The 20391-nt window shown below is 54.9% G+C and carries 36 protein-coding genes, 1 tRNA gene and 1 pseudogene; 24 read left to right on the plus strand and 14 right to left on the minus strand.

Annotation, left to right across the window (positions count from 1 at the left end):
- Nucleotides 1-86: 86 nt before the first annotated feature.
- Genes FHU12_RS16010 through FHU12_RS16055 form a run of 10 tightly spaced genes read right to left on the minus strand, consistent with a single transcriptional unit; the run spans nucleotide 87 to nucleotide 5422 of the window.
- Nucleotides 87-920 (minus strand): antitermination protein Q, encoded by an 834-nt coding sequence (locus FHU12_RS16010; RefSeq protein WP_141970481.1) that lies wholly within the window; start codon nucleotides 918-920, stop codon nucleotides 87-89.
- Nucleotides 917-1273 carry a RusA family crossover junction endodeoxyribonuclease gene (locus FHU12_RS16015; RefSeq protein ID WP_141970483.1) on the minus strand — a complete coding sequence of 119 codons (357 nt, stop codon included), beginning with the start codon at nucleotides 1271-1273 and terminating at the stop codon, nucleotides 917-919. Before FHU12_RS16015 ends, FHU12_RS16010 begins: the two co-directional genes overlap by 4 nt.
- Nucleotides 1270-2244, minus strand: a complete 975-nt coding sequence (locus FHU12_RS16020) for a DUF968 domain-containing protein (RefSeq protein ID WP_141970484.1) — start codon at nucleotides 2242-2244, stop codon at nucleotides 1270-1272. Before FHU12_RS16020 ends, FHU12_RS16015 begins: the two co-directional genes overlap by 4 nt.
- The gene (locus FHU12_RS16025) at nucleotides 2241-3284 is read right to left on the minus strand and encodes a conserved phage C-terminal domain-containing protein (protein ID WP_185742320.1); all 1044 of its coding nucleotides are present in this window, start codon (nucleotides 3282-3284) and stop codon (nucleotides 2241-2243) included. Before FHU12_RS16025 ends, FHU12_RS16020 begins: the two co-directional genes overlap by 4 nt.
- Nucleotides 3281-3655, minus strand: coding sequence for an HNH endonuclease (locus FHU12_RS27570; RefSeq protein WP_376698847.1), 375 nt, complete (start codon nucleotides 3653-3655; stop codon nucleotides 3281-3283). The genes FHU12_RS16025 and FHU12_RS27570 overlap by 4 nt, the downstream gene beginning before the upstream one ends.
- Nucleotides 3652-3828: a DUF4222 domain-containing protein gene (locus tag FHU12_RS16035; RefSeq protein ID WP_141970490.1), complete on the minus strand. Its 177-nt coding sequence runs from the start codon at nucleotides 3826-3828 to the stop codon at nucleotides 3652-3654. Before FHU12_RS16035 ends, FHU12_RS27570 begins: the two co-directional genes overlap by 4 nt.
- Nucleotides 3821-4558: a KilA-N domain-containing protein gene (locus FHU12_RS16040; RefSeq protein WP_072269893.1), complete on the minus strand. Its 738-nt coding sequence runs from the start codon at nucleotides 4556-4558 to the stop codon at nucleotides 3821-3823. The genes FHU12_RS16035 and FHU12_RS16040 overlap by 8 nt, the downstream gene beginning before the upstream one ends.
- A gap of 19 nt (nucleotides 4559-4577) precedes the next feature.
- Nucleotides 4578-4844, minus strand: a complete 267-nt coding sequence (locus FHU12_RS16045; protein WP_141970492.1) for a hypothetical protein — start codon at nucleotides 4842-4844, stop codon at nucleotides 4578-4580.
- 10 nt (nucleotides 4845-4854) lie between these two features.
- Complete coding sequence (locus FHU12_RS16050; RefSeq protein WP_141970494.1) at nucleotides 4855-5169, minus strand: hypothetical protein; 315 nt, start codon at nucleotides 5167-5169, stop codon at nucleotides 4855-4857.
- A gap of 31 nt (nucleotides 5170-5200) precedes the next feature.
- Entirely contained in the window at nucleotides 5201-5422 is a 222-nt protein-coding gene (locus tag FHU12_RS16055) for a helix-turn-helix domain-containing protein (protein ID WP_089186340.1), read from the minus strand.
- 107 nt (nucleotides 5423-5529) lie between these two features.
- Between FHU12_RS16055 and relB the strand changes: the two genes are divergently transcribed.
- The 20 genes and pseudogenes from relB to FHU12_RS16145 all read left to right on the plus strand — a co-directional run bounded on the left by relB (nucleotide 5530) and on the right by FHU12_RS16145 (nucleotide 15279).
- Nucleotides 5530-6207 carry a type II toxin-antitoxin system RelB family anti-toxin gene (relB, locus tag FHU12_RS16060; RefSeq protein WP_060446915.1) on the plus strand — a complete coding sequence of 226 codons (678 nt, stop codon included), beginning with the start codon at nucleotides 5530-5532 and terminating at the stop codon, nucleotides 6205-6207.
- Between the two features lie 463 nt (nucleotides 6208-6670).
- Entirely contained in the window at nucleotides 6671-7009 is a 339-nt protein-coding gene (locus tag FHU12_RS16065) for a hypothetical protein (RefSeq protein ID WP_221627852.1), read from the plus strand.
- Between the two features lie 45 nt (nucleotides 7010-7054).
- Entirely contained in the window at nucleotides 7055-7429 is a 375-nt protein-coding gene (locus FHU12_RS16070) for a beta-sandwich lipoprotein (protein ID WP_049300022.1), read from the plus strand.
- Between the two features lie 407 nt (nucleotides 7430-7836).
- Nucleotides 7837-8049, plus strand: coding sequence for a hypothetical protein (locus FHU12_RS16075; RefSeq protein ID WP_089186342.1), 213 nt, complete (start codon nucleotides 7837-7839; stop codon nucleotides 8047-8049).
- On the plus strand, nucleotides 8043-8186 hold the full coding sequence (locus FHU12_RS27180) for a hypothetical protein (protein WP_154582428.1): 144 nt from the start codon (nucleotides 8043-8045) through the stop codon (nucleotides 8184-8186). Before FHU12_RS16075 ends, FHU12_RS27180 begins: the two co-directional genes overlap by 7 nt.
- A gap of 3 nt (nucleotides 8187-8189) precedes the next feature.
- Entirely contained in the window at nucleotides 8190-8975 is a 786-nt protein-coding gene (locus tag FHU12_RS16080; protein ID WP_141970496.1) for a ParB/RepB/Spo0J family partition protein, read from the plus strand.
- The gene (locus FHU12_RS27185) at nucleotides 8972-9526 is read left to right on the plus strand and encodes a hypothetical protein (protein ID WP_185742321.1); all 555 of its coding nucleotides are present in this window, start codon (nucleotides 8972-8974) and stop codon (nucleotides 9524-9526) included. Before FHU12_RS16080 ends, FHU12_RS27185 begins: the two co-directional genes overlap by 4 nt.
- Nucleotides 9523-10227: an ASCH domain-containing protein gene (locus FHU12_RS16090; protein ID WP_141970499.1), complete on the plus strand. Its 705-nt coding sequence runs from the start codon at nucleotides 9523-9525 to the stop codon at nucleotides 10225-10227. Before FHU12_RS27185 ends, FHU12_RS16090 begins: the two co-directional genes overlap by 4 nt.
- Nucleotides 10227-10475 (plus strand): hypothetical protein, encoded by a 249-nt coding sequence (locus FHU12_RS27190; RefSeq protein WP_185742377.1) that lies wholly within the window; start codon nucleotides 10227-10229, stop codon nucleotides 10473-10475. The genes FHU12_RS16090 and FHU12_RS27190 overlap by 1 nt, the downstream gene beginning before the upstream one ends.
- Entirely contained in the window at nucleotides 10468-10668 is a 201-nt protein-coding gene (locus FHU12_RS16095) for a hypothetical protein (RefSeq protein ID WP_260440735.1), read from the plus strand. The genes FHU12_RS27190 and FHU12_RS16095 overlap by 8 nt, the downstream gene beginning before the upstream one ends.
- The gene (locus FHU12_RS16100) at nucleotides 10665-11168 is read left to right on the plus strand and encodes a hypothetical protein (RefSeq protein WP_141970503.1); all 504 of its coding nucleotides are present in this window, start codon (nucleotides 10665-10667) and stop codon (nucleotides 11166-11168) included. The genes FHU12_RS16095 and FHU12_RS16100 overlap by 4 nt, the downstream gene beginning before the upstream one ends.
- Before the next feature lie 234 nt (nucleotides 11169-11402).
- Nucleotides 11403-11705: a hypothetical protein gene (locus FHU12_RS16110; protein WP_141970508.1), complete on the plus strand. Its 303-nt coding sequence runs from the start codon at nucleotides 11403-11405 to the stop codon at nucleotides 11703-11705.
- Nucleotides 11702-12124, plus strand: coding sequence for a hypothetical protein (locus FHU12_RS16115; RefSeq protein WP_141970509.1), 423 nt, complete (start codon nucleotides 11702-11704; stop codon nucleotides 12122-12124). The genes FHU12_RS16110 and FHU12_RS16115 overlap by 4 nt, the downstream gene beginning before the upstream one ends.
- The gene (locus tag FHU12_RS27530; RefSeq protein ID WP_141970511.1) at nucleotides 12121-12435 is read left to right on the plus strand and encodes a hypothetical protein; all 315 of its coding nucleotides are present in this window, start codon (nucleotides 12121-12123) and stop codon (nucleotides 12433-12435) included. Before FHU12_RS16115 ends, FHU12_RS27530 begins: the two co-directional genes overlap by 4 nt.
- On the plus strand, nucleotides 12413-12631 hold the full coding sequence (locus tag FHU12_RS27195) for a hypothetical protein (RefSeq protein WP_185742322.1): 219 nt from the start codon (nucleotides 12413-12415) through the stop codon (nucleotides 12629-12631). Before FHU12_RS27530 ends, FHU12_RS27195 begins: the two co-directional genes overlap by 23 nt.
- 13 nt (nucleotides 12632-12644) lie before the next feature.
- Complete coding sequence (locus FHU12_RS27610; protein ID WP_141973016.1) at nucleotides 12645-12854, plus strand: ParE family toxin-like protein; 210 nt, start codon at nucleotides 12645-12647, stop codon at nucleotides 12852-12854.
- A gap of 2 nt (nucleotides 12855-12856) precedes the next feature.
- The gene (locus FHU12_RS16130) at nucleotides 12857-13051 is read left to right on the plus strand and encodes an ANR family transcriptional regulator (protein WP_141970513.1); all 195 of its coding nucleotides are present in this window, start codon (nucleotides 12857-12859) and stop codon (nucleotides 13049-13051) included.
- Complete coding sequence (locus FHU12_RS16135; RefSeq protein WP_141970515.1) at nucleotides 13048-13686, plus strand: MT-A70 family methyltransferase; 639 nt, start codon at nucleotides 13048-13050, stop codon at nucleotides 13684-13686. Before FHU12_RS16130 ends, FHU12_RS16135 begins: the two co-directional genes overlap by 4 nt.
- 190 nt (nucleotides 13687-13876) lie before the next feature.
- Nucleotides 13877-14047, plus strand: a pseudogene (locus FHU12_RS27575) (helix-turn-helix domain-containing protein); the annotation flags it as partial.
- A gap of 71 nt (nucleotides 14048-14118) precedes the next feature.
- Complete coding sequence (locus tag FHU12_RS16145; RefSeq protein WP_072628239.1) at nucleotides 14119-15279, plus strand: tyrosine-type recombinase/integrase; 1161 nt, start codon at nucleotides 14119-14121, stop codon at nucleotides 15277-15279.
- 21 nt (nucleotides 15280-15300) lie between these two features.
- Here FHU12_RS16145 and FHU12_RS16150 read toward each other — a convergent pair.
- The 3 genes from FHU12_RS16150 to FHU12_RS16160 form a co-directional block, all read right to left on the minus strand.
- Nucleotides 15301-15377, minus strand: a tRNA-Arg gene (locus tag FHU12_RS16150).
- Nucleotides 15378-15473: 96 nt separating this feature from the next.
- Nucleotides 15474-15782, minus strand: a complete 309-nt coding sequence (locus FHU12_RS16155; RefSeq protein ID WP_141970519.1) for a hypothetical protein — start codon at nucleotides 15780-15782, stop codon at nucleotides 15474-15476.
- Nucleotides 15779-15988, minus strand: a complete 210-nt coding sequence (locus FHU12_RS16160) for a hypothetical protein (protein ID WP_185742323.1) — start codon at nucleotides 15986-15988, stop codon at nucleotides 15779-15781. The genes FHU12_RS16155 and FHU12_RS16160 overlap by 4 nt, the downstream gene beginning before the upstream one ends.
- A 205-nt stretch (nucleotides 15989-16193) precedes the next feature.
- Here FHU12_RS16160 and folD point away from each other — a divergent pair, with 205 nt between their 5' ends.
- Entirely contained in the window at nucleotides 16194-17060 is an 867-nt protein-coding gene (folD, locus tag FHU12_RS16165) for a bifunctional methylenetetrahydrofolate dehydrogenase/methenyltetrahydrofolate cyclohydrolase FolD (RefSeq protein ID WP_004940177.1), read from the plus strand.
- A gap of 10 nt (nucleotides 17061-17070) precedes the next feature.
- Nucleotides 17071-17283 carry a ribosome-associated protein YbcJ gene (gene ybcJ, locus FHU12_RS16170; protein ID WP_033637394.1) on the plus strand — a complete coding sequence of 71 codons (213 nt, stop codon included), beginning with the start codon at nucleotides 17071-17073 and terminating at the stop codon, nucleotides 17281-17283.
- Between the two features lie 61 nt (nucleotides 17284-17344).
- On the opposite strand, the gene cysS is transcribed toward ybcJ, so the two are convergent.
- Complete coding sequence (cysS, locus tag FHU12_RS16175) at nucleotides 17345-18730, minus strand: cysteine--tRNA ligase (RefSeq protein WP_025301817.1); 1386 nt, start codon at nucleotides 18728-18730, stop codon at nucleotides 17345-17347.
- Nucleotides 18731-19039: 309 nt separating this feature from the next.
- Here cysS and ppiB point away from each other — a divergent pair, with 309 nt between their 5' ends.
- Nucleotides 19040-19534: a peptidylprolyl isomerase B gene (gene ppiB / locus FHU12_RS16180; RefSeq protein ID WP_025301816.1), complete on the plus strand. Its 495-nt coding sequence runs from the start codon at nucleotides 19040-19042 to the stop codon at nucleotides 19532-19534.
- Nucleotides 19535-19544: 10 nt separating this feature from the next.
- A complete protein-coding gene (locus tag FHU12_RS16185) occupies nucleotides 19545-20267 on the plus strand; it encodes a UDP-2,3-diacylglucosamine diphosphatase (protein WP_141970521.1) in 723 nt (240 codons plus the stop codon).
- Nucleotides 20268-20391 lie beyond the last annotated feature (124 nt).

Genomic DNA, 20391 nt, shown 5'->3' on the forward strand with positions numbered 1-20391 from the left:
GGATTTCTAGTGTTAGGAAGATAATTACCCAGTTTTCGGAAAAAGTAAATAGCTCACGATAAAATACTGCACTATTTTTTCATGCACTATGCAGTAACACGCTGTAATACCCGCTCCGCGTGGCTCTCTTCGCTCTCCAGAATGCGAATAAGGCCGTCATAAAATGGCTTCACGGTTTTATCCCAGGTCGCCGAGGAAATAGCATCCGTGACCTGTTGCACTGCTGCGTAAGCGTGTGACGCTGGTATGCGCTCATACCCACGGCCTGAGCATCGTTTGCAGGTTCCTCTGACTGGCACACCCTGCTTTGCCGTCTCCTTCTTATCGACTGCAGAACCTCTGCCGGAGCAATCACGACAGGCCGTCGATACCTTGCCTTTCCCGTTGCAGTTTTTGCACTTAACGCGAACAACCTCTCTCTGTTCCCGGCGCACTTCATACTCGGAAGGTCTAAACCCCTCCACGCCAAACCGGATCGACGCTTTGACGAACTCCTTCGCCGGGAAAGGGGTGTGAACTTTATTCGTGAATACTTCGGCCTCAATAAATCCGGTTCCGGAGCAACAATCACAAGCAACCTCACTCGATGCGCTGCGGGAGTAATCCAGGAAGGCGAAAACTGATAGTGCCAGAACAACGCGAACTCTTGTCTCATCCTGCAGCTTTCTCAGTGGCGCCACGCGAACTGACCCAGCCATGCCCTTCTCCGCCAGCAGTGTCACCGCCTTGACCTTATCGGCATCGCTGACACCCATTTTCCCCATGAACGCCGAAAGGCCCAACTCTGCCTGCGCCTGGCACATCCCGAATGCCGCCATCACGTCAGTACCGGTCAAAGAATCCGAAGCCGTCGCGCGCGGTGAGTCGCTAAAGGTCGGTGTTTTCGGTGCAAAGTATTTCGGAATCGACTCTAATCTCATGCTATTTCCCCTATAATTATTTGGCCTACTTCGCCCCAAATCTTTGTTACTCGACCGTCCCAGATGCGGCAGTCGTCCTCAAAAATGGCATCCAGCAATGCCTTTTCCAGATTGTCCTTGTCTGGCTTCTGCTGATGCGGTTTCCCGGCCATCTCAGCGCGTTTCTTCTTGCTCCAGCCATCTGGCATGGGTAAAACAAACGTCACGTGATAGCCGCTCTCAGGCAGCGAGATTCGATTCAATTTCACCTCATCACAGAATGCCCGGTAGCGGAGAACTGGCGGGCGCTTGGCCCACCGGTCTTTTTGTGTCATGCGTGGTTTTGGGATTGGCGTTATCTTGTACGTCTTCATGCGATAGCCCCGATGCCAAAGGAGAAATCCAGGAACTCAAACAGCAGTTCAACCTGGCTTCCATGTTCCGCTTCCCAGGCCGCCATATCCTCGTGCAATGCGTCGTGGCATTTACGGCACAGCGGGATAGTGAAGAAGTCATGGGCCTTGGTTCCCATTCCGCCCTGCCCGTGGCCGATGATGTGGTGAGGATCGTCTGAGCGCCCTCCGCAACCGCAGCAGGGTCGAGTCTTAACCCATCGGGTATATTTGCTGTCCTCTACGCGGGTGAGCTTCGGCCGCAGCATGAAAGCCTTTTGTGGTGCTGGGTCTACGGTGAAACACTTAGCCGCCTGCTTGGAAATAATCGCAGTGGCCCCCGGCGTGCAGTCCATCTCGGATTCCTTGCGGGTGCCGGTGATCACCTTTGGCTCCGGTAAGTCGGTGACGGTGCGCGCAACGTCATCGGGAATCAGGTCGAATACGCCGGACAGCATGGCCCACAGCATCAGCTCAGGGATTGTCAGCTGTCCCTCAGACTTCAGGCGGTGTTTTGCCGTCGCCACCACCCAGCGAGCTGTATTGCGGGCTGCGATTTTTTCCAGCTTCGGCGATACACCCAGGCTTTTTTTGTAGCACCCAGGACAGATGCGAACGGCCGAATTGCCTACGCGCTCTGTGTCCAGAATTGCCTCCGGCAGGTCATGCTTGCTGTACTGGCATTTCGTGAACTGCGTCGCCCAGGCTTCAATAGCGTTAACCCCGCCACAGGCGTTTGTGACGCGCTCATGGGCGAAGAAACCCTGTAACCGTGGGTCGTTGGCGATCTCATGCTCCACCGCCGGTAGGATGCCTTCTGGGGCGTCTTTAAACTCTTTCGGCAGCGTGGAAACCATCACGCGGCCCGTCATGTGAAACGCCAGCTTTTCGTCAACCGGGATCAGGGCAATACCCAGATCACGCTGTACCGCTGCTTTGACTATCGCTCTCATGCCTGAACTCCTGACATTGCGTAAGCTCTGGTTAAAATTGGGCGCCACTGCTGGCGAGCTTTGCTCTCGTCCACATTCCCAAATCCGTTCTTGCGTACCTGTTGCTGCGCGCGTTTCTCAGCGTCATTTTCTGGCATCGCTGCATCACGGATCAGGCGATCGAAAGCCTCATCGAAATCAATCTCCGGCGCGTCACCGGCCACCGGCTCTTGGCGCTGCTGTTCGACCGCTTCGGCCATAGCAGCTTTGTGGCTGCGCTGACGATCCCAGGCGTTGGCGGCTGCCAAATATCCACCGAACCGGACGGCATCGAAAATCATCTTGGCGCTGAGCATGTGGCCCATCTTCGGATCGCCCAGCAGCAGACTTGCGCGGTGTTCAGCCACCAGCTTCAGTTCGGCGGCGCTGTTGCCTTCTGCCAGGCGCTCGGTAATCTCCCGCAACGTGTCAGCGCGCTTTGGCGTCCTGCCGTTGATTTTTTCATTCAGAAAATCGAGAACTTCCCCAGCCTCAGCCGATGGGTTATCTGCTCCCGCATCGCTCTGGGGGGCTATGGGGGGGTTTTCTTTTGGGGTACTCTCTGAAGTACTCTCTGTAAGAAGAGCGGCTCTTTTTGGTCTCTTGCAGCGTGCCGGTTTGGCCTGTTGCATTGGTTCATTGTGACCTGATGCAACGGTGCAATTTGACCTGTTGCATGAGGTCATTTTGACCTCATCAGTCAGGGCGCGGTGCTCATAGTTGATTGCGTAAAAATTGGTCTTGTCACGAGGGTCACTGGATAGCTGCTCCACATAGATAATCCCCTGCGATTTCAGCGATGAAAATGCCCGCTTAATGGACGATTCTGAGAGGAATGGAAACTGTTCCATCCACTCTGCGATCGTGTTGTATACCCAGCGACGGCCATCATGCTCAATCCCTGATGTTGTCTCAGTGATCCAGTAATGAACCTGCTGAAGCAGCATCGCTTCATTTAGCCCAACACGCATTGCAAGTTCAGGAATAACAACAATAGGACGAGAAGGCAGAAGCAAGCTCATAAAGAAGCCCCCTTTGACCGATTGCATGACATGCAAAGGGTTTGAAGATTCTCATCAGCCGAACTTCCGCCTTTGGATACGGGATGGATATGATCAATAGTCAGATCTTCGCTGGTGTTACAGTGCTTGCAGCAGAATCCATCGCGCTTAAAAATCCGCAACCTTACTGAGTCGGTTACCCTCTGCCGCTTTGGCTTTCTTTTGGCACTGCCTACAGCACTGCCGCCATGCCAGCTCTCATAGCTTTCCCATACTTTTCTTGCGCAATGATCGCAAACATGTACCCCGCTGGGATAAACCAGTTTCAGCATCTCCTCTTCGTCTATTGGAGATAGACATCCACAGCAGCGGGCTATCTGGTTTATGCTCATTCGTCAACTCGCTTAAAATTCTCTTTGAAGTTCTCGACAGACCTGAAGCACTCGCCATGCTCATAGCCATCACGCAGGAAAATCACTCGGTTCTCGCCGATATCCCAACGGATGACATGCACGCGGATGCCGTGGCTGTCTACGTAGTACCGATCAACCTCGCGGCTAGTCATGCAGCTCTTTCATCTCGAAGCGGCCAAGGCGCGGGTGATACCAGTACTTGCTGCGGCAGGCACGCGTCGCCGTTCGGCGAACCTCGCCCAGTGCAGACATGAAATCGTCCTCTTTTGCCACAGTCGCATTCGTCAGAATGCCGCCCGGTGCGTTGAAGGGAATTTTCTTGCTGGGTACATGGAAGGCGCTGATCAACGCTCTCACCTTCCCGTCGGAAAGGCCGGATTCAGCAACCAGGTTGCGGACAGTCTGCCAACCCGGAGGAATGGCGCCGGTCGAGATTTCTTCAATCTGCTGGGTTACGCCGCTCACCTGCAGCTGTAATGCGTTCATCTGGCGCTGCTGCTCGGCGGCTTTGGTCGCCATCAGAGCGATCATTTCCAGCTCGGTCATCGGTGATGCGGTTTGCACTGCGTCGAAGGTGCGTATCACCTTCAGGTTGAAGGCCGCGCTGATCCACATGGCGTAGGAGTAAACCAGCTCTTTGCAGGCATAACTGCCCTGCTCCAACCCACCGCGAATAACGCTAATTGGTTGATTTTCTTGCGAGGGGGGAATTCCTCCCTCGGTCAAAAGTTGCACAAGCTCTTGCGTTTGCTGGGTGGCGTACCAGTATTTCGGCTTATGGCGTTCCTCACCACCAGCGGCCCGATGCAGGTCATTCAGGCAGTAACGGCCAGCCGAGTCTTGACGAATGGCGGTATCTTCGATCACAATCAGGTTGTTCATAGCAGAACTCCAAATCAGATTAGTGAAGGCCGTGCAGTTGCAGCTGCGCGGCTTTTTGCTTTCTTGCCCGCCTTCTCTGGCTTCTCGTCCTTCGTACCGCTAGCCAATGCAAACTGCCTGGCTCGGGTGAGGCAATCGTCGAATGCCATCCCTTTGCGGCTCGCCTGCGACATACGGCGATAGTGATCAGCTCCATGGTTTGCCCCCCCTGAGCCAGCGCTTCGCTGAATCCCTCTTTCACCAGCTGCTTCTTGATGTTGTCGTAAACAAACGTGTCCCAGGCCATAAAGCCCCCCCTATTCCGTCTTTGGTTCCCGGATGTGCTCCAGCATTGAAAGCAACTTTTTAGCCTCATCACCGGTCAGCACTACGTTTTGCTCGCATCCTGGAGATGCAACGCACCCATCAGGCAATCCAAGCTCCAACACCATCCGCGCCGCCATCTTCACGATGCGAACCTTGTCACGGCTCAACCCCGAAGGGTGGATCCCCATCCCCATTGCCAGCGGCTTGTTGCCACGCAAAATAGCCTCCTTGTGAAAGAAGCTCTCCAGCACTTCAGGCTTGCAGTTGACGCGCACTGAATTGCGACTTGTTGCGACTGATTCCATTTACAATTTCCGTTATGTTGAAAGGTTGCTTTCACGAAGAAAGCTTGCGTTTTCCATACATCAGCCAATGGGCTGTGCATTTAAGGGCTGAAGAAATCTCCAGTAAGTTTCTGGGCCTCTTCGTTTCCCCAGCCTCAAGTTGCTGGTATGACTGCTGAGTAATCCCAGCTAGCTCTGCAACTTCGGCTTGTGTAAGACCAAGCTCGATCCGTCGAGCCTTTGCCCGATGTGAAAGTGAGTTACCTGTATTCATTGCGCTCTCCTACAGTTTTATCTGTATTGTTCTACAGGCAAGCCTGTTTGTCAAATACAGTATTTACTGTGAAGATTTGCGCTGTTCATTAATGGCGGAGAGGGGTTATGAGCCTTGCAGAAAGGGTACGAACTAGGCGCGAAGCGCTTGGTATTACTCAAACAGAACTTGCTGATCTGGTTGGTATTCGGCAACAGTCAATTGCAAGCATTGAAAATGGTGAGACAAAAAACCCGAGAAAAATATTTGAACTGTCTCAAGCTCTTAAGTGCTCAATGCAGTGGCTAAAAACCGGTGTCCAAGAGTCGAATGCGACGCCTTTGGACGGTATTTCACTGTGGACTGACGATGAAGAAGAAGATGAAGATGATGTCTATCTTCCTTTCTTCAAAGAGGCTCAGTTAGCTGCGGGGAATGGTAGAGTGGTAGAGCTTGACTGCGAGGGTAGAAAGCTAAAGTTCTCACTCCGTAGCTTAAAAAAACTTGGAGTAAAGCCCGAAGAAGCGGCTTGTATGTCGGTCTGGGGTAATAGCATGGAGCCCGTTCTCCCTGATGGAGCTACAGTCGCCATCAATACTGGTAACAGGGAAATAAAAGACGGAAAGATCTATGCATTGGATCATGACGGTATGGCTCGGGTGAAGATTTTGTATCGCCTTCCTGGTGGAGTGCGTCTACGGTCATTCAACACTGATGAGTACCCCGATGAAATATATATGGGTGACGATAGCAACAAAATCAGGGTAGTTGGCGCGGTGTTCTGGTATGGCGTCACAATAAGTTAATCCCTCTCAACTTCAAGACCTCGCTTCGGCGAGGTTTTTTTTCGCCTAAATCTCAAACTTTAATCTTTTCCAAATCATTGGATTACATCATGACCTGTAATTTTTACAGTTTTTCCTGTTTACTAAATACAGTTTTGCCTGTACATTTTAATCCATCGACAGCAACAACGTCACCGGCAGGAAGCCACGCAGGTAAGACGCCCAGGGGTGAGCGATGTAATCACTCCCCGGCCCCGAGAGGGATCGACCGGAGACGTTCTTTAGGGAGAAAGACTTTTAACCCCGCTTGCTCTTATCAGCTTCGGCTATGACGGGTGCAAGGGGACATAAGCGCGGGAGCCTGCCCCAGCAACGTGAACAGGCAGACAACTGGAGGGCTGGAAAATGTAACGGTTACGGAGTGCTTTTACCCTGCCGCTGCCAGTGTGGGGCGGTAGGCATAAAACCACTGAGGAGCTACACGATGGCACACGTAGATATGGCACTACAGATCGAACGATTCCAAAAAATCGCACATGTCATCGTCGAAAACGTAAAAACGCGCGTTACCAGCGGATTAGCGGACGACGAAATCATGCATATCATCCACGAAGAAATCCTGAGTTTTTTCGTGATGCAACAAAGAATTACTGTTGAATACATGAATTTTAACGAAGACCAGCGCGCCAATTTTGCCGCGCAAATGTATTCCCTGCTTGAGCCATTAGCTTGTGAATTTAAAGGGATAGTAAACCCCAAATATGCGGACTATGTGGCCGCCACGGGAAAGACTGGAGCACTTAATTTCATGGTAAACGCATAAAACACCCACCGCGCCCTACGGGGCGCACTGATAAGGAAAATGTGAATGAAGAAAATAGCTCTGGCTCTTTCGCTTCTGGTTCTGGCCGGTTGCGACAATGACGCAGACGTGGTTTCGCGCAATCTAAGCACCGCCTCAGATAACTTCGAGGTTAATCGCCGCGTCGTCTTCTATAACGGCATCACCGGCGATTATATGTTGTCTATCGAAGGCCTGTGCTCGAAAGACAACAGCAGCACCGCCAACACCTTGGGCATCGTGTGCAAGGTTGGCCCTAACTCGTACAAAAAGCACCTGCTCGGCCTGTCTGACAACGTGACATTCTTCATTGAGCAGATCGACGGCGTGAAGACCAACCCATATTTCTACCGCGTCACCTTCAAACCTTCAGTGATCATTCCTGATATCGACGTTCGCTAATCATCCGGCGCCGGCGGCGCACTGAGGCAATCATGAGCTTAAACGGATGGAAGGCGCTGGTTTACAGCGTCGCTGCGGGCCTGTGCCTGTGGGCTGTAACCATAGCGGGCTGCGTCTATATCGCCGGTTAACGCCGGCGTCTCACCTGTCTGGTGGCGTATCGTTCCGGTTCACCTTTTAACCTACACAGTATAAATCCCCGGTTCGATGCGCCACCAGGTGCGTGAGAAATCACAAGCCTGCTCAGTTCCCTTGTTACATCCTTTGCCCCGCTCGCCGGGGCTCTTTTTTTCACATCAGCAAAGGCGCTGCCCTGCTCCAGTGTGCTGGAACCGTAGGGAAACCGAGCGCGTGCATCAACTCAGGCAGCGCCTTTGCCCATGTGAATTTCATTGAGAGGACATGTTATGCAAACCAATACCCAACGCTGCGAGCACTGCGGACAGACCCGCGACGTAGAGAAAAAAGCAGTGAGCATTCAGCGCTACGAAGACGGCAGATATAAGGCCGTGAGAATCCTCGTCTGCGCCGATACCTGCGCGCCGGTGTACGTCGTCCGCCAGAACATCAGAACGTTGCAGCGCCGCCTTCACACTCAGCAGCGGAGGCCGACATGGTAAGCCTCAACGCCCGCATACAGCACAAGTACGACCTGACCGGGGGCGATTTCGCCCCTAAGCGCCACCACGGCAAACACCTCTTCTACCTTCTCATTTTTACCCTGTGCCTGCTCACCGCCGGCGCGGTATGGAGTTGATGCATGGCCAAAAACTCAACGGAAGCCTACGGCGCCAGCGGTAAAACCAACGTATTGATGTTCGAGCCGGAAAATCTGCACCTGGTATCCGATAAAAAGCACCCGCTTTACGACGAGCGCATCCATCTTCCCCTCCATGAACCGACTGTGCTTAGCATCATGAAATTGGGGGTATTGGAGCCAATCATTATCTGGAAAGACCCAGAGACAGGCCGCTCCTGCGTCGTTGAAGGTCGTCAGCGGGTTAAAAACACTCTTGAAGCAAATAAACGTCTGCGAGAAGAAGGCAAAAAACCTCTTCTGGTGCCGGCGGTCGTCAGACGTGGATCACCGTTTAGCGTCGCTGAGGTGATGATTAGTGCCAATGAAATCTTTCAGGCAGACACGCCTCTGGGACGCGCTAAAAAAATGGCTGATGCGCTTACGTGGGGCCACGACGAAAAAGATTTAGCGCTGATGTTTGGCGTCGGCGTGCAGACGATCCGCGCCACACTCGCCCTGCTCGATGCCACTCAGGCCGTTAAAGATGCGGTTGAATCTGGCGCAGTAACAGTCACCCAAGCGAGACAGTTGGCGAACCTCACACCCGACGAACAGCGCGAAAAAGTGAAAGAGGTTGAAGCGGCAACCGCCGGCACCAAAGGCCACGAAAAGGCACGCCGGCAGCGCCAGGTGATCGGCGATGCCAAACCCCGCCTGAAGTCACGAAAAGAAATAACGAAAGCCCTGGAAGGTGCGAGCGGTGATTACGCTCAGGCGCTCCGCTGGGTGCTGGGAGACGAAGCATGACAACCATCAAGCGCTTTACCCCTGATTACAAAATGCACGCTGTTCGGTTTGAGGCTTTCGCGCGTGAAGCTGAGCACGGCGAACTTGTTCGGTTTGATGCCCACCAGCAAGTGGTGAGCGCCGTAGAGGCTGAGCGCGATGCGCAGCAGAAGCGAGCCGATGCGCTGGCTGTGGAGAATGCGGTGCTGAAGGATGGGTTCGAATGGCTTTACGCGGTTGTCTCATCTGATGAAGTTTCCATTCCTGATGAGAAATATAGCGCCGTCACAAATGCTGCCGCCTTTTTAAGTGAAACCCCAGCCACTGACGCAGCACTTGCAGCTATCCGGGATAAGCACCGCGCGGAGGGTATCAACTTTGCGGCCAACCGGCTATTGGCGGCATTTGAACATGGCTTTATCGATAAGCCAGCAGGTGAAGTGGCGGACGTGGCAAAAATGATTTTGTCGGCTGTAACTGAGTTACCTGGAGCTCCTGAAGAGGATTTCACCCGTGATTACAGCGATGAAGTTATCGCGATGATTCGCGCTGAGCTGCGGGAGGCCAAATGAAAGAGCGCCCAGTGATTTTTAACGGCGAGATGGTTCGCGCCATTCTCGACGGCCGCAAGACCCAGACGCGGCGGGTTATTGCCAATGTCAGCCCCGATAACTGCATTCCACTGCATAAGCCGACCAAAACCAAAGACGGGATTTACACGCATGTTATGGATGCGCCGGGGCATGGGTTATGCCCATTCGGCCAGGTAGGCGATCTGCTGTGGGTGCGCGAGACGTGGGGTGTTATCAGCCACGAATTTGATGAAAGCGATCGGATTATTGATTGGGTGCCAGATCGACCAGCAACAGCCATTCATGAAATGCCTTTTGGCAATGGTTACTACTCCGGCCACGCCATCTATGCCGCCGACGGGGAATTTACCTGGGGTGATGACGACGGCCAGGGCGAGCGTTCTTGCTGGAAGCCATCAATCCACATGCCGCGCAAAGCCTCCCGCATCCTACTGGAAATCACAGCCGTGCGCGTTGAGCGCATGAACGATATCAGCGAAGAGGATGCCAAGGCTGAGGGCGTAAAACCGGCTGGCGACATGCTGCCGGATTACCCAGACACATTCCTGACGCCAAAGGGCGACTTTGCTACAGCCAAGGTTGCATTCCAGCGCCTCTGGCAATCCATTTATGGCGAAGAGAGCTGGCGTGCCAATCCCTGGGTGTGGGTTATCGAGTTTCGTCGTGTGGGAGGTACGTGATGCCAGCAAATGAACTGAAGCAGCAAGCTGAAGCGCTCGGTATCTCCCTGAGCTTTGATGCAAACTTCTGGAGCATGGGGCCGTGTGTCATCGCCACGTTCCCTACTCATAACGGCGGAGGGTGTGATTCAGCATTGGCATGGATGAAGAATTTCAGCAGCAGAGATGATGCAGAATCCTATGCGCTGAAGGTTGCCATCCGCAATGCAAGCCCAGGTGACAGCGCTAGGGAGGTGGGGCGTGGCTAAGCGCGATGACCTCCTTAAGGTTGGCGAAGTGTGGCAGTCCCCTCGCGGGGCTCTCTACAAGGTAATGGCCGTTGATGGAAATCAGGCAACGCTGCGCCTTGGTTCGTTTGGTGATGGCCGAATCGTTCGTCGCTGGGTTTATCAAAATTACGGATGGAAGTTGTGGGCCGAGGCCCAGGAGAAAGCATTATGAGCACTGAGAAGCTGAGCGAGCTGAGCAAGCCGGTGGCGTGGCGCTATCGTTACACGAAGCCCGGAATTACTGATTCACATGGCGAAGCGTGGGTCGGTGACTGGAAATTTGTCACAGATGAAGTTAACTGCAACCCAGCGCCAAATTACCAAAAATGCGCCCTCTACTCGCAAGAGTACGTCTCCGCCCTGCTAGCCGATAACGAGGCGTTAAAAATCCGCGCAGGGGAGAAAGAGCGGTTACTAATCTCGAATGCTGTCGATTACGAATATGACTTGATTGAGATGAAGCGACGCGCTGAGGCAGCAGAGCAACGAGCCTCCGAGCTGGAAGCCAAGCTGGCTACGCCGGTGCGGTCTCCAGATGATGGCCTGGATGATTGCCGAGATATGTGGCCCAGTGATTGCAGCGACGATTTCGACACTGGTTATAAATTCGGGCTTTGGCGCTACGAGCAGAACATCCGCGCCGCTGGCTTCACCGTAGAGGGGGATGAGTAGTGAACAAATACGAAAATCTGGACGCGGCAATTTTGCGGCGAATTGATGCGGAGCCAACCAAGTTTGTCGAGCTGTATAGCGGGTGTGTTCGCGGTTACTGCACGTCAATCGCCGGGGCCGAGGGAAAAGATAGCGATGAGGCATTCCGTGTTCTTGATCGCCGGCTGCAAGCTCTGCGCAAGAAAGGCCTAATTCGCAGTACAGGCCGTGGATGGGTAGAGGGAGATGAGTAGGATGACATTAGAAGACTTGCTTGAACTAACCCCGGCACAGCTGAAAGCGTGGAAACAGATTGAATCAGGTGTGAAAGCCTTCAAAAAAGCCGGGGGTGCATTCTATTCGGTGCTTGAGTCGGTAAACGGCTACAACGGGAAATTCGTAGACGAAATCACCGGTGATGAGCGTGAATCGAATTACCCAACTGCTAATGTCCATATGCATTCCATTTTCGATGCTGGACTTTCTGGGTTTGCAGATGACACGCACTTCATTCACTTGACCGACAAAGGCGAAGCACTGCTTGAGGGGGATGCATGACACTAACGACCGAACGCCAGCAGTTTGCTGAGCAAAACGAAATGAGTATGGATTTCGTTAACTGGTTCTTCGACAAGAAGAAGGACGGCTGCGGCAATGCGTGGTTCATCATGGCAGCTGCGATGTGGGAAGGATGGAAGGGGCAGGCGGCTAACCGGGAGGCTCAGCCGGTGGCATTGGATGTCATCGCGAAATTTAAGGAATGGAACACCGGATTCCCGGTTGAAAAGTTCAAGGCGGACTACGTTATTGGCTGGGTGCTGGCAAACTATTACGCACCGCCAGCGCCAGCAGTGCCGCCGGAGGCGTCGCCTGACGACATTCCGCAAGAACACAATATCAACAAGTACTCCGGCATTACATGGGCAGCAGCATGGAACGCCTGCCGCGCCGCAATGCTGAAAGGAGAACGACCATGATGAACCGCGGCAAACTGGAACACATCCTGGCATATGCTCGACAGCAGAAACAGTTTGGTTCCCCTACATGCAAAATACCACCGGGGGATATGGTGGAAATCATGGAGAGGCTTCTCGCTCAACCTGTAAGTAGCGGTTACACGTTCAACTCTCCGGTAATTCCGGATGGTTGGAAGCTGGTTCCTATAGATGCGACTCGAGCTATGATTGACGCGGCTCAGAGGGTGGAAGAAGACGGCTACGATGCCATGCACAAAGCGATGCTGGCAGCAGCGCCGGAGGGTGGGAATGATCACGATACCAGACGATAACGAAATCATCTCGCGGCTCAGCATTGCCGGTTCTACGCCGGATTCTGTCGCAAGCCTCCTCCGCTGCGCCGGCTACAACGGCATGACCGGTAGAGCCATCCGTCACCGACTGATGAAGCTGGAAAAAGAAAACGCCGTTGAGAAAGTCCGCCGCCCTGGCATCCGATCCATATGCTGGGCGCCAATCACCAAATAACCCACCGGTAAAAATGAAACCACGAATTCCGCAACGAATCAGCGCCAAAGCTGAGGGGGTTCTATGCGCCTACAGGGAGGGCAAAAAGAAACCCAACCTAACATATCAACACAAGCATTTAACGCTGCCAGTGGCCCGCTGCTGGCGATTGCTGTCAAAAGACAACGGCAACTCATGGGAAGTGATGAGCCATGAGCGCTACAACAACCAAATCAGGATTTAAACATGGGCACCTATGATGCATACCGCAATATCGCCAGAATTGCGGCTGAATGTGAACACCGCGGATGGTATGAAAAGGCCGCTGAAGTTTGGGAAAAGTCCCTCAAGCTTGCGCGAGCAGTCGATGTTCCGTGGATTAAAACTCGCATGGAGTTCTGCACCAACGCGGCCGCGCGCTGCTGGGGTAACGCTCAATGACCTATCAACTCATCTATGCAGATCCTCCCTGGAGTTACGGCAACACAATCAGCAATGGCGCCGCCGGTAATCACTACAGCACTATGAGCATGGCAGACCTGAAGCGCCTGCCGGTATGGGCTGTTGCTGCTCCAGATAGCGTGCTCGCGATGTGGTATACCGGCAACCACAGCCAGGAGGCGATCGAACTGGCAGAGGCTTGGGGATTCAGCGTCAGAACGATGAAGGCTTTCACCTGGGTGAAGCTCAACCAGCAGGCCGAAGCTCGGTTTAATAAGGCGCTGAAGCAGCAAACCATCTTCGACTTCACCGACCTGATCGACATGCTAAACGCCGAAACCCGGATGAACGGCGGAAATTACACTCGCGCCAACTCCGAAGACGTGTTGATCGCCGTTCGCGGACAAGGCATCGAGCGCGCCAGCGCATCGGTAAAGCAGGTTGTGTTCAGTTGCCTAGGCGAGCACAGCGCGAAACCCTGGGAAGTCCGCCGGCGCCTTGAGCGGCTCTACGGCGACGTGTCACGAATCGAACTATTCAGCCGGGGCGATGCGCCAGGCTGGGATCATTGGGGGAATCAATGCCCTGTAAACAGCCTGCAATTGCTGCCGGCAGCGTTCAGCAAAACGCACTAAGATCAGTAGCAAAACGCTGTAACGACGAACTCCACGCCGCGATTAAGCAACACCCGAAAACCCCTTTCGACACCCTATCCCGCCCTATCATCATGAAGCATTTCGCTCAGGTCGAATTGCTAGGCATTTCTTTGCCGCGATTCAACTACACGATCGGCATGCTGAATGGGCGTTTTACAGAGAGATGACCATGTCAGAAATCAACATAAACGATGTGCCGTTCACGCTCCCTGAAGCGGCTGCATTCATGAAGAAGTCGCCTAGAACCCTTCGAGCACTAATTAAAGAGGGGCTGCTTCATGCCAACAAAAGCGGGAAGAAAGGCGGCGGTAGATGGGAGATTTTAAAATCCGAGTGCCTTGCATATTACGCAAGAGAGACAGAAAATCGGGCCGTGAATGCAGACGGCCATCAACAGAAAGGTAACAACAGATGGCCCTCAAACAACGTTACGGAAATTGGTACTGCGATTTTGTCGAACCGGGCAGTGGTAAAAGAATTAGACGCTGCCTTAACACGACGGACAAGCTCCAAGCGCAAGAGCTCTACGATCAGCTAAGGGCTGAGGCTTGGCGGGTAAACAAGCTTGGGGAGATAGCGGAGCATACTTTTGAAGAGGCGTGTCTCCGCTGGTTAACGGAGAAAGAAGAGAAAAGGTCATTGGACGACGACCGAACGAAGATAGAGTTTTTCCTTCAGCACTTCGCCGGCAAAACTCTCTCATCTATCACGGAAGATAGGATTATGGCTGCTGTCGCCAAAATGCCCAACAGGAAACATCGTCAACGATGGGAGCTCAAAAAGGCCGCAGCAGAGAGGAAGGGTAAACCGGTGCCGGCATACGAGCCTAAACCAGTATCAGCGGCTACTCGAAGCCAGCATCTCTCTTTTATGAGGGGGCTGATGAAGATGGCGGCCGACGAATGGAAGTGGCTGCGCAAAGCGCCGGTGATAAAGGTAAGGAAGCCTGCAAGCAAGCGCGTCAGGTGGCTGACAAAGGAAGAGGCGGCCACCTTGATCAAATGCATGCCTGAACAGTTTAGGCCCGTTGTCGTTTTTGCCCTGGCAACTGGCCTACGCCGTTCAAATATCATCGATCTCGAGTGGTCACAGGTTGACATGCAAAGAAAGGTGGCATGGATCCACCCAGAGAACGCCAAAGCGGGTAAGGCTATTGGCGTTGCTCTGAACGATACCGCATGCCGAACGTTACGTGATCAGATTGGAAAACACTCACGGTACGTCTTTGTGCATACGACAGCACGGAAGCGACCAGGCGGCGGAGTGACCCCGGCAGTTAGGAAAATGCGGGTTGATGATAACTCAGCATGGAACACCGGGAAACGGAGGGCGGGAATAACTGATTTCCGCTTTCACGATCTGCGGCATACGTGGGCGAGTTGGTTGGTTCAGGCAGGTGTGCCGCTTTCGGCACTGCAAGAAATGGGCGGCTGGGAGAGCATAGAAATGGTTCAGCGCTATGCTCACCTATCCCCAACCCATCTAACCGAACATGCGAGAAAAATTGACGAAGTCTTGGCGGGCAATGTCACTAATCTGGCACTTTTGGAAAATCTTGCAGTGGGGGAATGAGCGTAACTCATTGATACTTAATGGCACGCCCTATAGGATTCGAACCTATGACCTACGGCTTAGAAGGCCGTTGCTCTATCCAACTGAGCTAAGGGCGCATTGAGATGCGGCAACCTGTGGCTGCGGGTTGGGATTATACGGTCAGAGGTTAGCGAGTCAATGCCTTTTCATGACGTTACGGCGGTGGCCGTGCTTTATGGCGTTTTTTCCGCCAGCGCCCGCACGGCGGCCCCCGCAACGCTGCGTTGCACCAGACCGACCGCGGTGTCACCCGGCGAGCGTTCAGAACGCTGCCGCCCGCTATTCCGCTGCAGGCAAACGCGCGCGGACTGAACGACCGCCGTGATATCGCTCCAGTCGGCATGCTCAACCGCCAGTGTGTTGCAGGTTGCCGCCAGTCTCGCCGCCAACGCGGCGTCGGGACGCGCACTGTTCAAAGAGGCCTGGCTCCACGGCGCCCAGACCAGCAATAGCGTGCAACCTACCCATGCGCTGCCGTTCATGCGCACAGCTTCCGCCACAGGGCGTTCAGGCGTGCCCGCCACGACGGCGCCGCCTCATGCTGGCCGAGCTGATGCAGCGCGATAAGCTGCGCACTGTCCGCCGGATGCAGCGAAGAATCGAACACCGTCTCTCCCACATGTTTAGGCTGCGCCGGTTGCTCGTCAGGCTGATGATGCAACGGGTAAAGCCGGGTTATCGCTCTCATGATCCTGCCCTCTTTCGCCCTGTGAACGACCTCAGCGTATGCAAATGCAGGTAAAAATGGCGTAGAGGATCCTGAGGCCGGCATAAAAAAAGCGTAAATCGGCATTGGCAACGGCCGCGAGGGTGATTCTGCGCCTGACAGCGCGCTCAGCTTCTGCCAGAATAGCGGCATCCCCGCTTTTCTTAATTGATGGATTTCCACACTGATGTCAGCAAAGATTATTGATGGTAAAACGATTGCGCAGCAGGTTAGAAACGAAGTGGCTGAGCAAGTGAAACAACGTCTGGCGGCCGGCAAACGCGCCCCAGGGCTGGCGGTTGTGTTGGTCGGCGAGAACCCGGCTTCGCAAATTTACGTCGCCAGCAAGCGCCGCGCCTGCGATGAAGTCGGCTTCCTTTCCCGCTCCTACGATCTGCCCGCTGCCACCAGTGAAGCCGAGCTGCTGGCGTTGATCGACCAGCTGAACGCCGATGAGGAAATCGACGGCATTCTGGTGCAGCTGCCGCTGCCGGCCGGCATCGATAACGTCAAGGTGCTGGAACGCATCCACCCTGACAAAGACGTCGACGGCTTCCACCCGTACAACGTCGGCCGCCTGTGCCAGCGCGCGCCTAAGCTGCGCCCGTGCACGCCGCGCGGCATCGTCACCCTGCTGGAGCGTTATAACATCGATACCTACGGCTTGAACGCCGTGGTGGTCGGCGCGTCCAACATCGTCGGCCGCCCGATGAGCATGGAGCTGCTGCTGGCCGGCTGCACCACCACCGTCACCCACCGCTTCACCAAGAATCTGCGTCATCACGTCGAGAACGCCGATCTGCTGGTGGTGGCGGTCGGTAAGCCGGGCTTCATTCCAGGCGACTGGATCAAACCGGGCGCCATCGTGGTGGACGTCGGCATCAACCGTCTGGAAAGCGGTAAAGTGGTCGGCGACGTCGATTTCGACGCCGCCAGCGAGCGCGCCGCCTACATCACCCCAGTGCCGGGTGGCGTCGGCCCGATGACCGTTGCTACACTGATCCAAAATACCTTGCAGGCCTGCGAGGAATATCACGACGTTCAACCTAAATAAGTAAGGCAGTATGGAAATTTTCAATCTGGACAATCATCCCCACGTCGAACTGTGCGATCTGCTGAAGTTCCAGGGCTGGTGTGAAAGCGGCGGCGCCGCCAAAGAAGTCATCGCCGAAGGGCAGGTGAAAGTTGACGGCAAGGTCGAAACGCGTAAGCGCTGCAAGATCGTCGCCGATCAGGTGGTGGAATTCAACGGCGGCAAGGTCATGGTTAAACCCTAACCCGCAGCCATAGAAAAAGGCGCTGAATTCAGCGCCTTTTTTGTTTTTCCCTGCGGCCGGATTACTTACGGCGCCAGGTAGTGCCCTGCGGGCCGTCTTCCAGCACGATGTTCATCTCGTTCAACCGATCGCGAGCGGCATCTGCCAGCGCCCAGTCCTTGGCAGCACGCGCTTCGTTACGCTGTTTGATCAGCGCTTCGATCTCCGCCACTTCGCCGTCGTCAACCTGAGCGCCCCCTTGCAGGAACTGCTCCGGCTCCTGCTGCAGCAGGCCGAGCACGTTCGCCAGCTTACGCAGCTCCGCCGCCATGCCGTTGGCCGCCGCCATGTCTTCACCCTTCAGGCGGTTAACCTCGCGCGCCAGATCGAACAGCGCCGAGTAGGCTTCCGGGGTGTTGAAGTCGTCGTCCATCGCTTCGCGGAAGCGGGCTTCGAACGCTTCGCCGCCGGCCGGTGCGGCATCGGCGTCGGTACCGCGCAACGCGGTATAGAGGCGCTCCAGCGCGGTGCGCGCCTGTTTGAGGTTCTCTTCGCTGTAGTTCAGCTGGCTGCGATAGTGGCCGGACATCAGGAAGTAACGCACCGTCTCCGCATCGTAATGGCCGAGCACGTCGCGGATGGTGAAGAAGTTATCCAGCGATTTGGACATCTTCTCTCTGTCGATCATCACCATGCCGGAGTGCATCCAGTAATTGACGTACGGGCCGTCGTGGGCGCAGCTCGACTGTGCGATCTCGTTCTCGTGGTGCGGGAACATCAGATCGGAACCGCCGCCGTGAATGTCAAAGTGGGTGCCCAGCTGCTTGCAGTTCATGGCGGAGCATTCGATGTGCCAGCCTGGACGGCCCGGCCCCCACGGCGACTGCCAGCTCGGCTCGCCCGGCTTGGACATCTTCCACAACACGAAATCCATCGGGTTGCGCTTCACGTCGTCGATTTCCACGCGCGCGCCGGCCTGCAGCTGATCCAGATCCTGGCGCGACAGCAGCCCGTATTGCGGATCGCTGTCGATGGAGAACATCACGTCGCCGTTGCTGGCCACATAGGCGTGATCGCGATCGATCAGGCGCTGGGTGATCTCGATGATCTCGGCGATATGCTGGGTCGCGCGCGGCTCTTGATCCGGGCGGTCGATCAGCAGCGCGTCGAAGTCGGCGTGCATTTCCGCCAGCATGCGTTCGGTCAGTTGGTCGCAGGTCTCATGATTTTCCGCCGCGCGGCGGATGATTTTGTCGTCTACGTCGGTGACGTTGCGCACATAGTTCAGCGAATAGCCGAGGTAGCGCAGGTAACGCGCCACCACGTCGAAAGCGACAAAGGTACGACCGTGGCCGATGTGACACAGGTCATAGATGGTTACCCCGCACACGTACATGCCCACTTTCCCGGCATGAATGGGTTTGAATTCCTCTTTTTGACGACTCAGGGTATTAAAAATCTTTAGCATCGGGAGATTCCGTGGTGTGCGTGATAACAAAAAAGATAACCGGGCTTCAGGTTTTCCGCCCGGTAGCGTATTGAAACCTGAAGCCTGATCTATTGCAAGGTTAAGGCCATGCTTTGCTGACTTCACGCGAATAAAATGCGCGAAATTCGGCGGTTGGCGAAATTGTTATAATATAACATAAATACAATTACCACAGACAGTGCGCGGTTGAGCCGCTGCTGACTCGCTGGGGCGGATATGTTATAAGGGCGGTCTGAATGTTCACTCGCTTTACGTGACGTCTCACTTCACCTTGTTAGGATTAAAACTATGGTTACTTTCCACACCAATCACGGCGATATCGTTATCAAGACCTTTGCTGACAAAGCGCCGGTTACCGTTGAAAACTTCCTGAACTACTGCCGCGCCGGTTTCTACGACAACACCATCTTCCACCGTGTGATCAACGGCTTCATGATCCAGGGCGGCGGTTTCGAGCCGGGCATGAACCAGAAAGCGACCAACGCGACCATCAAGAACGAAGCCAACAACGGTCTGAAAAACACCATCGGTACCCTGGCAATGGCGCGCACCAACGATCCGCACTCCGCCACCGCACAGTTCTTCATCAACGTGGCTGACAACGACTTCCTGAACTTCCGCGGCGAAAACGCGCAAGGTTGGGGCTACTGCGTGTTTGCAGAAGTGGTTGAAGGCATGGACGTGGTCAACAAGATCAAAGGCGTGAAAACCGGCCGCAGCGGCATGCACCAGGACGTACCGGTAGAAGACGTGGTGATCAACAGCGTGACCGTCAGCGAGTAATCGCGGCTGCATGAGTACGCTGTTCATCGCAGATCTGCACTTGTGCGCACAGGAACCGGCAATCACTGCCGGTTTTCTGCGCTTTTTACGGCGCGAAGCGGTGCACGCCGACGCGCTGTACATCCTCGGCGACCTGTTTGAAGCCTGGATCGGCGACGACGATCCCGAGCCGCTGCACGCGGAGATCGCCGCGGCGCTGAAAGCGCTGCAACAGGCCGGCGTGCCCTGCTACTTCATCCACGGCAACCGCGATTTTCTGCTCGGCAAGCGCTTCGCCCGCGCCAGCGGCATGCAGCTGCTGCCGGAAGAAAAAGTGCTGGAGTTGTACGGCCGCAGGATCCTGATCCTGCACGGCGACACTCTGTGCACCGACGATCAAGCCTATCAGCAATTCCGCCGTAAAGTGCACAACCCGCTGATTCAAAAATTGTTCCTCGCGCTGCCGCTGCGCTGGCGACTGAAGATCGCCGCCAACATGCGCGCCCGCAGCCAGCAATCCAACCAGGGCAAGTCGGACGCCATCATGGACGTCAACCCGCAGGCGGTCGAGCAAACCATGCTGCGCCACGACGTGCACTGGATGATCCACGGCCATACCCATCGCCCGGCGGTGCACCGGCTGGCATTGAGCAACGGCGAAGCCCATCGCGCGGTGCTGGGCGCCTGGCACGTCGAAGGATCGATGATCAAAGTCAGCGCCGACGCCGTCGAGCTGATCCAATTCCCGTTCTGAATTCCGCACTGACGCGCGAGTAAAAATTCGCGCTTTCGACGGTGAAAACCGGCGACGCAACCGTTTTCCTCGCCGTGCGCTCATGGTATGCTCTACGCCCTCATTCGGCCCTCAGCCGACGCCA

Source organism: Serratia marcescens (genome assembly GCF_006715005.1).
Taxonomy (GTDB): domain Bacteria; phylum Pseudomonadota; class Gammaproteobacteria; order Enterobacterales; family Enterobacteriaceae; genus Serratia; species Serratia montpellierensis.

Coding starts and splice junctions, on each gene's coding strand:
- FHU12_RS16010 (WP_141970481.1), bottom strand. CDS start 920: ATGAGATTAGAGTCGATTCCGAAATACTTTGCACCGAAAACACCGACC.
- FHU12_RS16015 (WP_141970483.1), bottom strand. CDS start 1,273: ATGAAGACGTACAAGATAACGCCAATCCCAAAACCACGCATGACACAA.
- FHU12_RS16020 (WP_141970484.1), bottom strand. CDS start 2,244: ATGAGAGCGATAGTCAAAGCAGCGGTACAGCGTGATCTGGGTATTGCC.
- FHU12_RS16025 (WP_185742320.1), bottom strand. CDS start 3,284: ATGAGCTTGCTTCTGCCTTCTCGTCCTATTGTTGTTATTCCTGAACTT.
- FHU12_RS27570 (WP_376698847.1), bottom strand. CDS start 3,655: ATGAGCATAAACCAGATAGCCCGCTGCTGTGGATGTCTATCTCCAATA.
- FHU12_RS16035 (WP_141970490.1), bottom strand. CDS start 3,828: ATGACTAGCCGCGAGGTTGATCGGTACTACGTAGACAGCCACGGCATC.
- FHU12_RS16040 (WP_072269893.1), bottom strand. CDS start 4,558: ATGAACAACCTGATTGTGATCGAAGATACCGCCATTCGTCAAGACTCG.
- FHU12_RS16045 (WP_141970492.1), bottom strand. CDS start 4,844: ATGGCCTGGGACACGTTTGTTTACGACAACATCAAGAAGCAGCTGGTG.
- FHU12_RS16050 (WP_141970494.1), bottom strand. CDS start 5,169: ATGGAATCAGTCGCAACAAGTCGCAATTCAGTGCGCGTCAACTGCAAG.
- FHU12_RS16055 (WP_089186340.1), bottom strand. CDS start 5,422: ATGAATACAGGTAACTCACTTTCACATCGGGCAAAGGCTCGACGGATC.
- relB (WP_060446915.1), top strand. CDS start 5,530: ATGAGCCTTGCAGAAAGGGTACGAACTAGGCGCGAAGCGCTTGGTATT.
- FHU12_RS16065 (WP_221627852.1), top strand. CDS start 6,671: ATGGCACACGTAGATATGGCACTACAGATCGAACGATTCCAAAAAATC.
- FHU12_RS16070 (WP_049300022.1), top strand. CDS start 7,055: ATGAAGAAAATAGCTCTGGCTCTTTCGCTTCTGGTTCTGGCCGGTTGC.
- FHU12_RS16075 (WP_089186342.1), top strand. CDS start 7,837: ATGCAAACCAATACCCAACGCTGCGAGCACTGCGGACAGACCCGCGAC.
- FHU12_RS27180 (WP_154582428.1), top strand. CDS start 8,043: ATGGTAAGCCTCAACGCCCGCATACAGCACAAGTACGACCTGACCGGG.
- FHU12_RS16080 (WP_141970496.1), top strand. CDS start 8,190: ATGGCCAAAAACTCAACGGAAGCCTACGGCGCCAGCGGTAAAACCAAC.
- FHU12_RS27185 (WP_185742321.1), top strand. CDS start 8,972: ATGACAACCATCAAGCGCTTTACCCCTGATTACAAAATGCACGCTGTT.
- FHU12_RS16090 (WP_141970499.1), top strand. CDS start 9,523: ATGAAAGAGCGCCCAGTGATTTTTAACGGCGAGATGGTTCGCGCCATT.
- FHU12_RS27190 (WP_185742377.1), top strand. CDS start 10,227: ATGCCAGCAAATGAACTGAAGCAGCAAGCTGAAGCGCTCGGTATCTCC.
- FHU12_RS16100 (WP_141970503.1), top strand. CDS start 10,665: ATGAGCACTGAGAAGCTGAGCGAGCTGAGCAAGCCGGTGGCGTGGCGC.
- FHU12_RS16110 (WP_141970508.1), top strand. CDS start 11,403: ATGACATTAGAAGACTTGCTTGAACTAACCCCGGCACAGCTGAAAGCG.
- FHU12_RS16115 (WP_141970509.1), top strand. CDS start 11,702: ATGACACTAACGACCGAACGCCAGCAGTTTGCTGAGCAAAACGAAATG.
- FHU12_RS27530 (WP_141970511.1), top strand. CDS start 12,121: ATGATGAACCGCGGCAAACTGGAACACATCCTGGCATATGCTCGACAG.
- FHU12_RS27195 (WP_185742322.1), top strand. CDS start 12,413: ATGATCACGATACCAGACGATAACGAAATCATCTCGCGGCTCAGCATT.
- FHU12_RS27610 (WP_141973016.1), top strand. CDS start 12,645: ATGAAACCACGAATTCCGCAACGAATCAGCGCCAAAGCTGAGGGGGTT.
- FHU12_RS16130 (WP_141970513.1), top strand. CDS start 12,857: ATGGGCACCTATGATGCATACCGCAATATCGCCAGAATTGCGGCTGAA.
- FHU12_RS16135 (WP_141970515.1), top strand. CDS start 13,048: ATGACCTATCAACTCATCTATGCAGATCCTCCCTGGAGTTACGGCAAC.
- FHU12_RS16145 (WP_072628239.1), top strand. CDS start 14,119: ATGGCCCTCAAACAACGTTACGGAAATTGGTACTGCGATTTTGTCGAA.
- FHU12_RS16155 (WP_141970519.1), bottom strand. CDS start 15,782: ATGAACGGCAGCGCATGGGTAGGTTGCACGCTATTGCTGGTCTGGGCG.
- FHU12_RS16160 (WP_185742323.1), bottom strand. CDS start 15,988: ATGAGAGCGATAACCCGGCTTTACCCGTTGCATCATCAGCCTGACGAG.
- folD (WP_004940177.1), top strand. CDS start 16,194: ATGTCAGCAAAGATTATTGATGGTAAAACGATTGCGCAGCAGGTTAGA.
- ybcJ (WP_033637394.1), top strand. CDS start 17,071: ATGGAAATTTTCAATCTGGACAATCATCCCCACGTCGAACTGTGCGAT.
- cysS (WP_025301817.1), bottom strand. CDS start 18,730: ATGCTAAAGATTTTTAATACCCTGAGTCGTCAAAAAGAGGAATTCAAA.
- ppiB (WP_025301816.1), top strand. CDS start 19,040: ATGGTTACTTTCCACACCAATCACGGCGATATCGTTATCAAGACCTTT.
- FHU12_RS16185 (WP_141970521.1), top strand. CDS start 19,545: ATGAGTACGCTGTTCATCGCAGATCTGCACTTGTGCGCACAGGAACCG.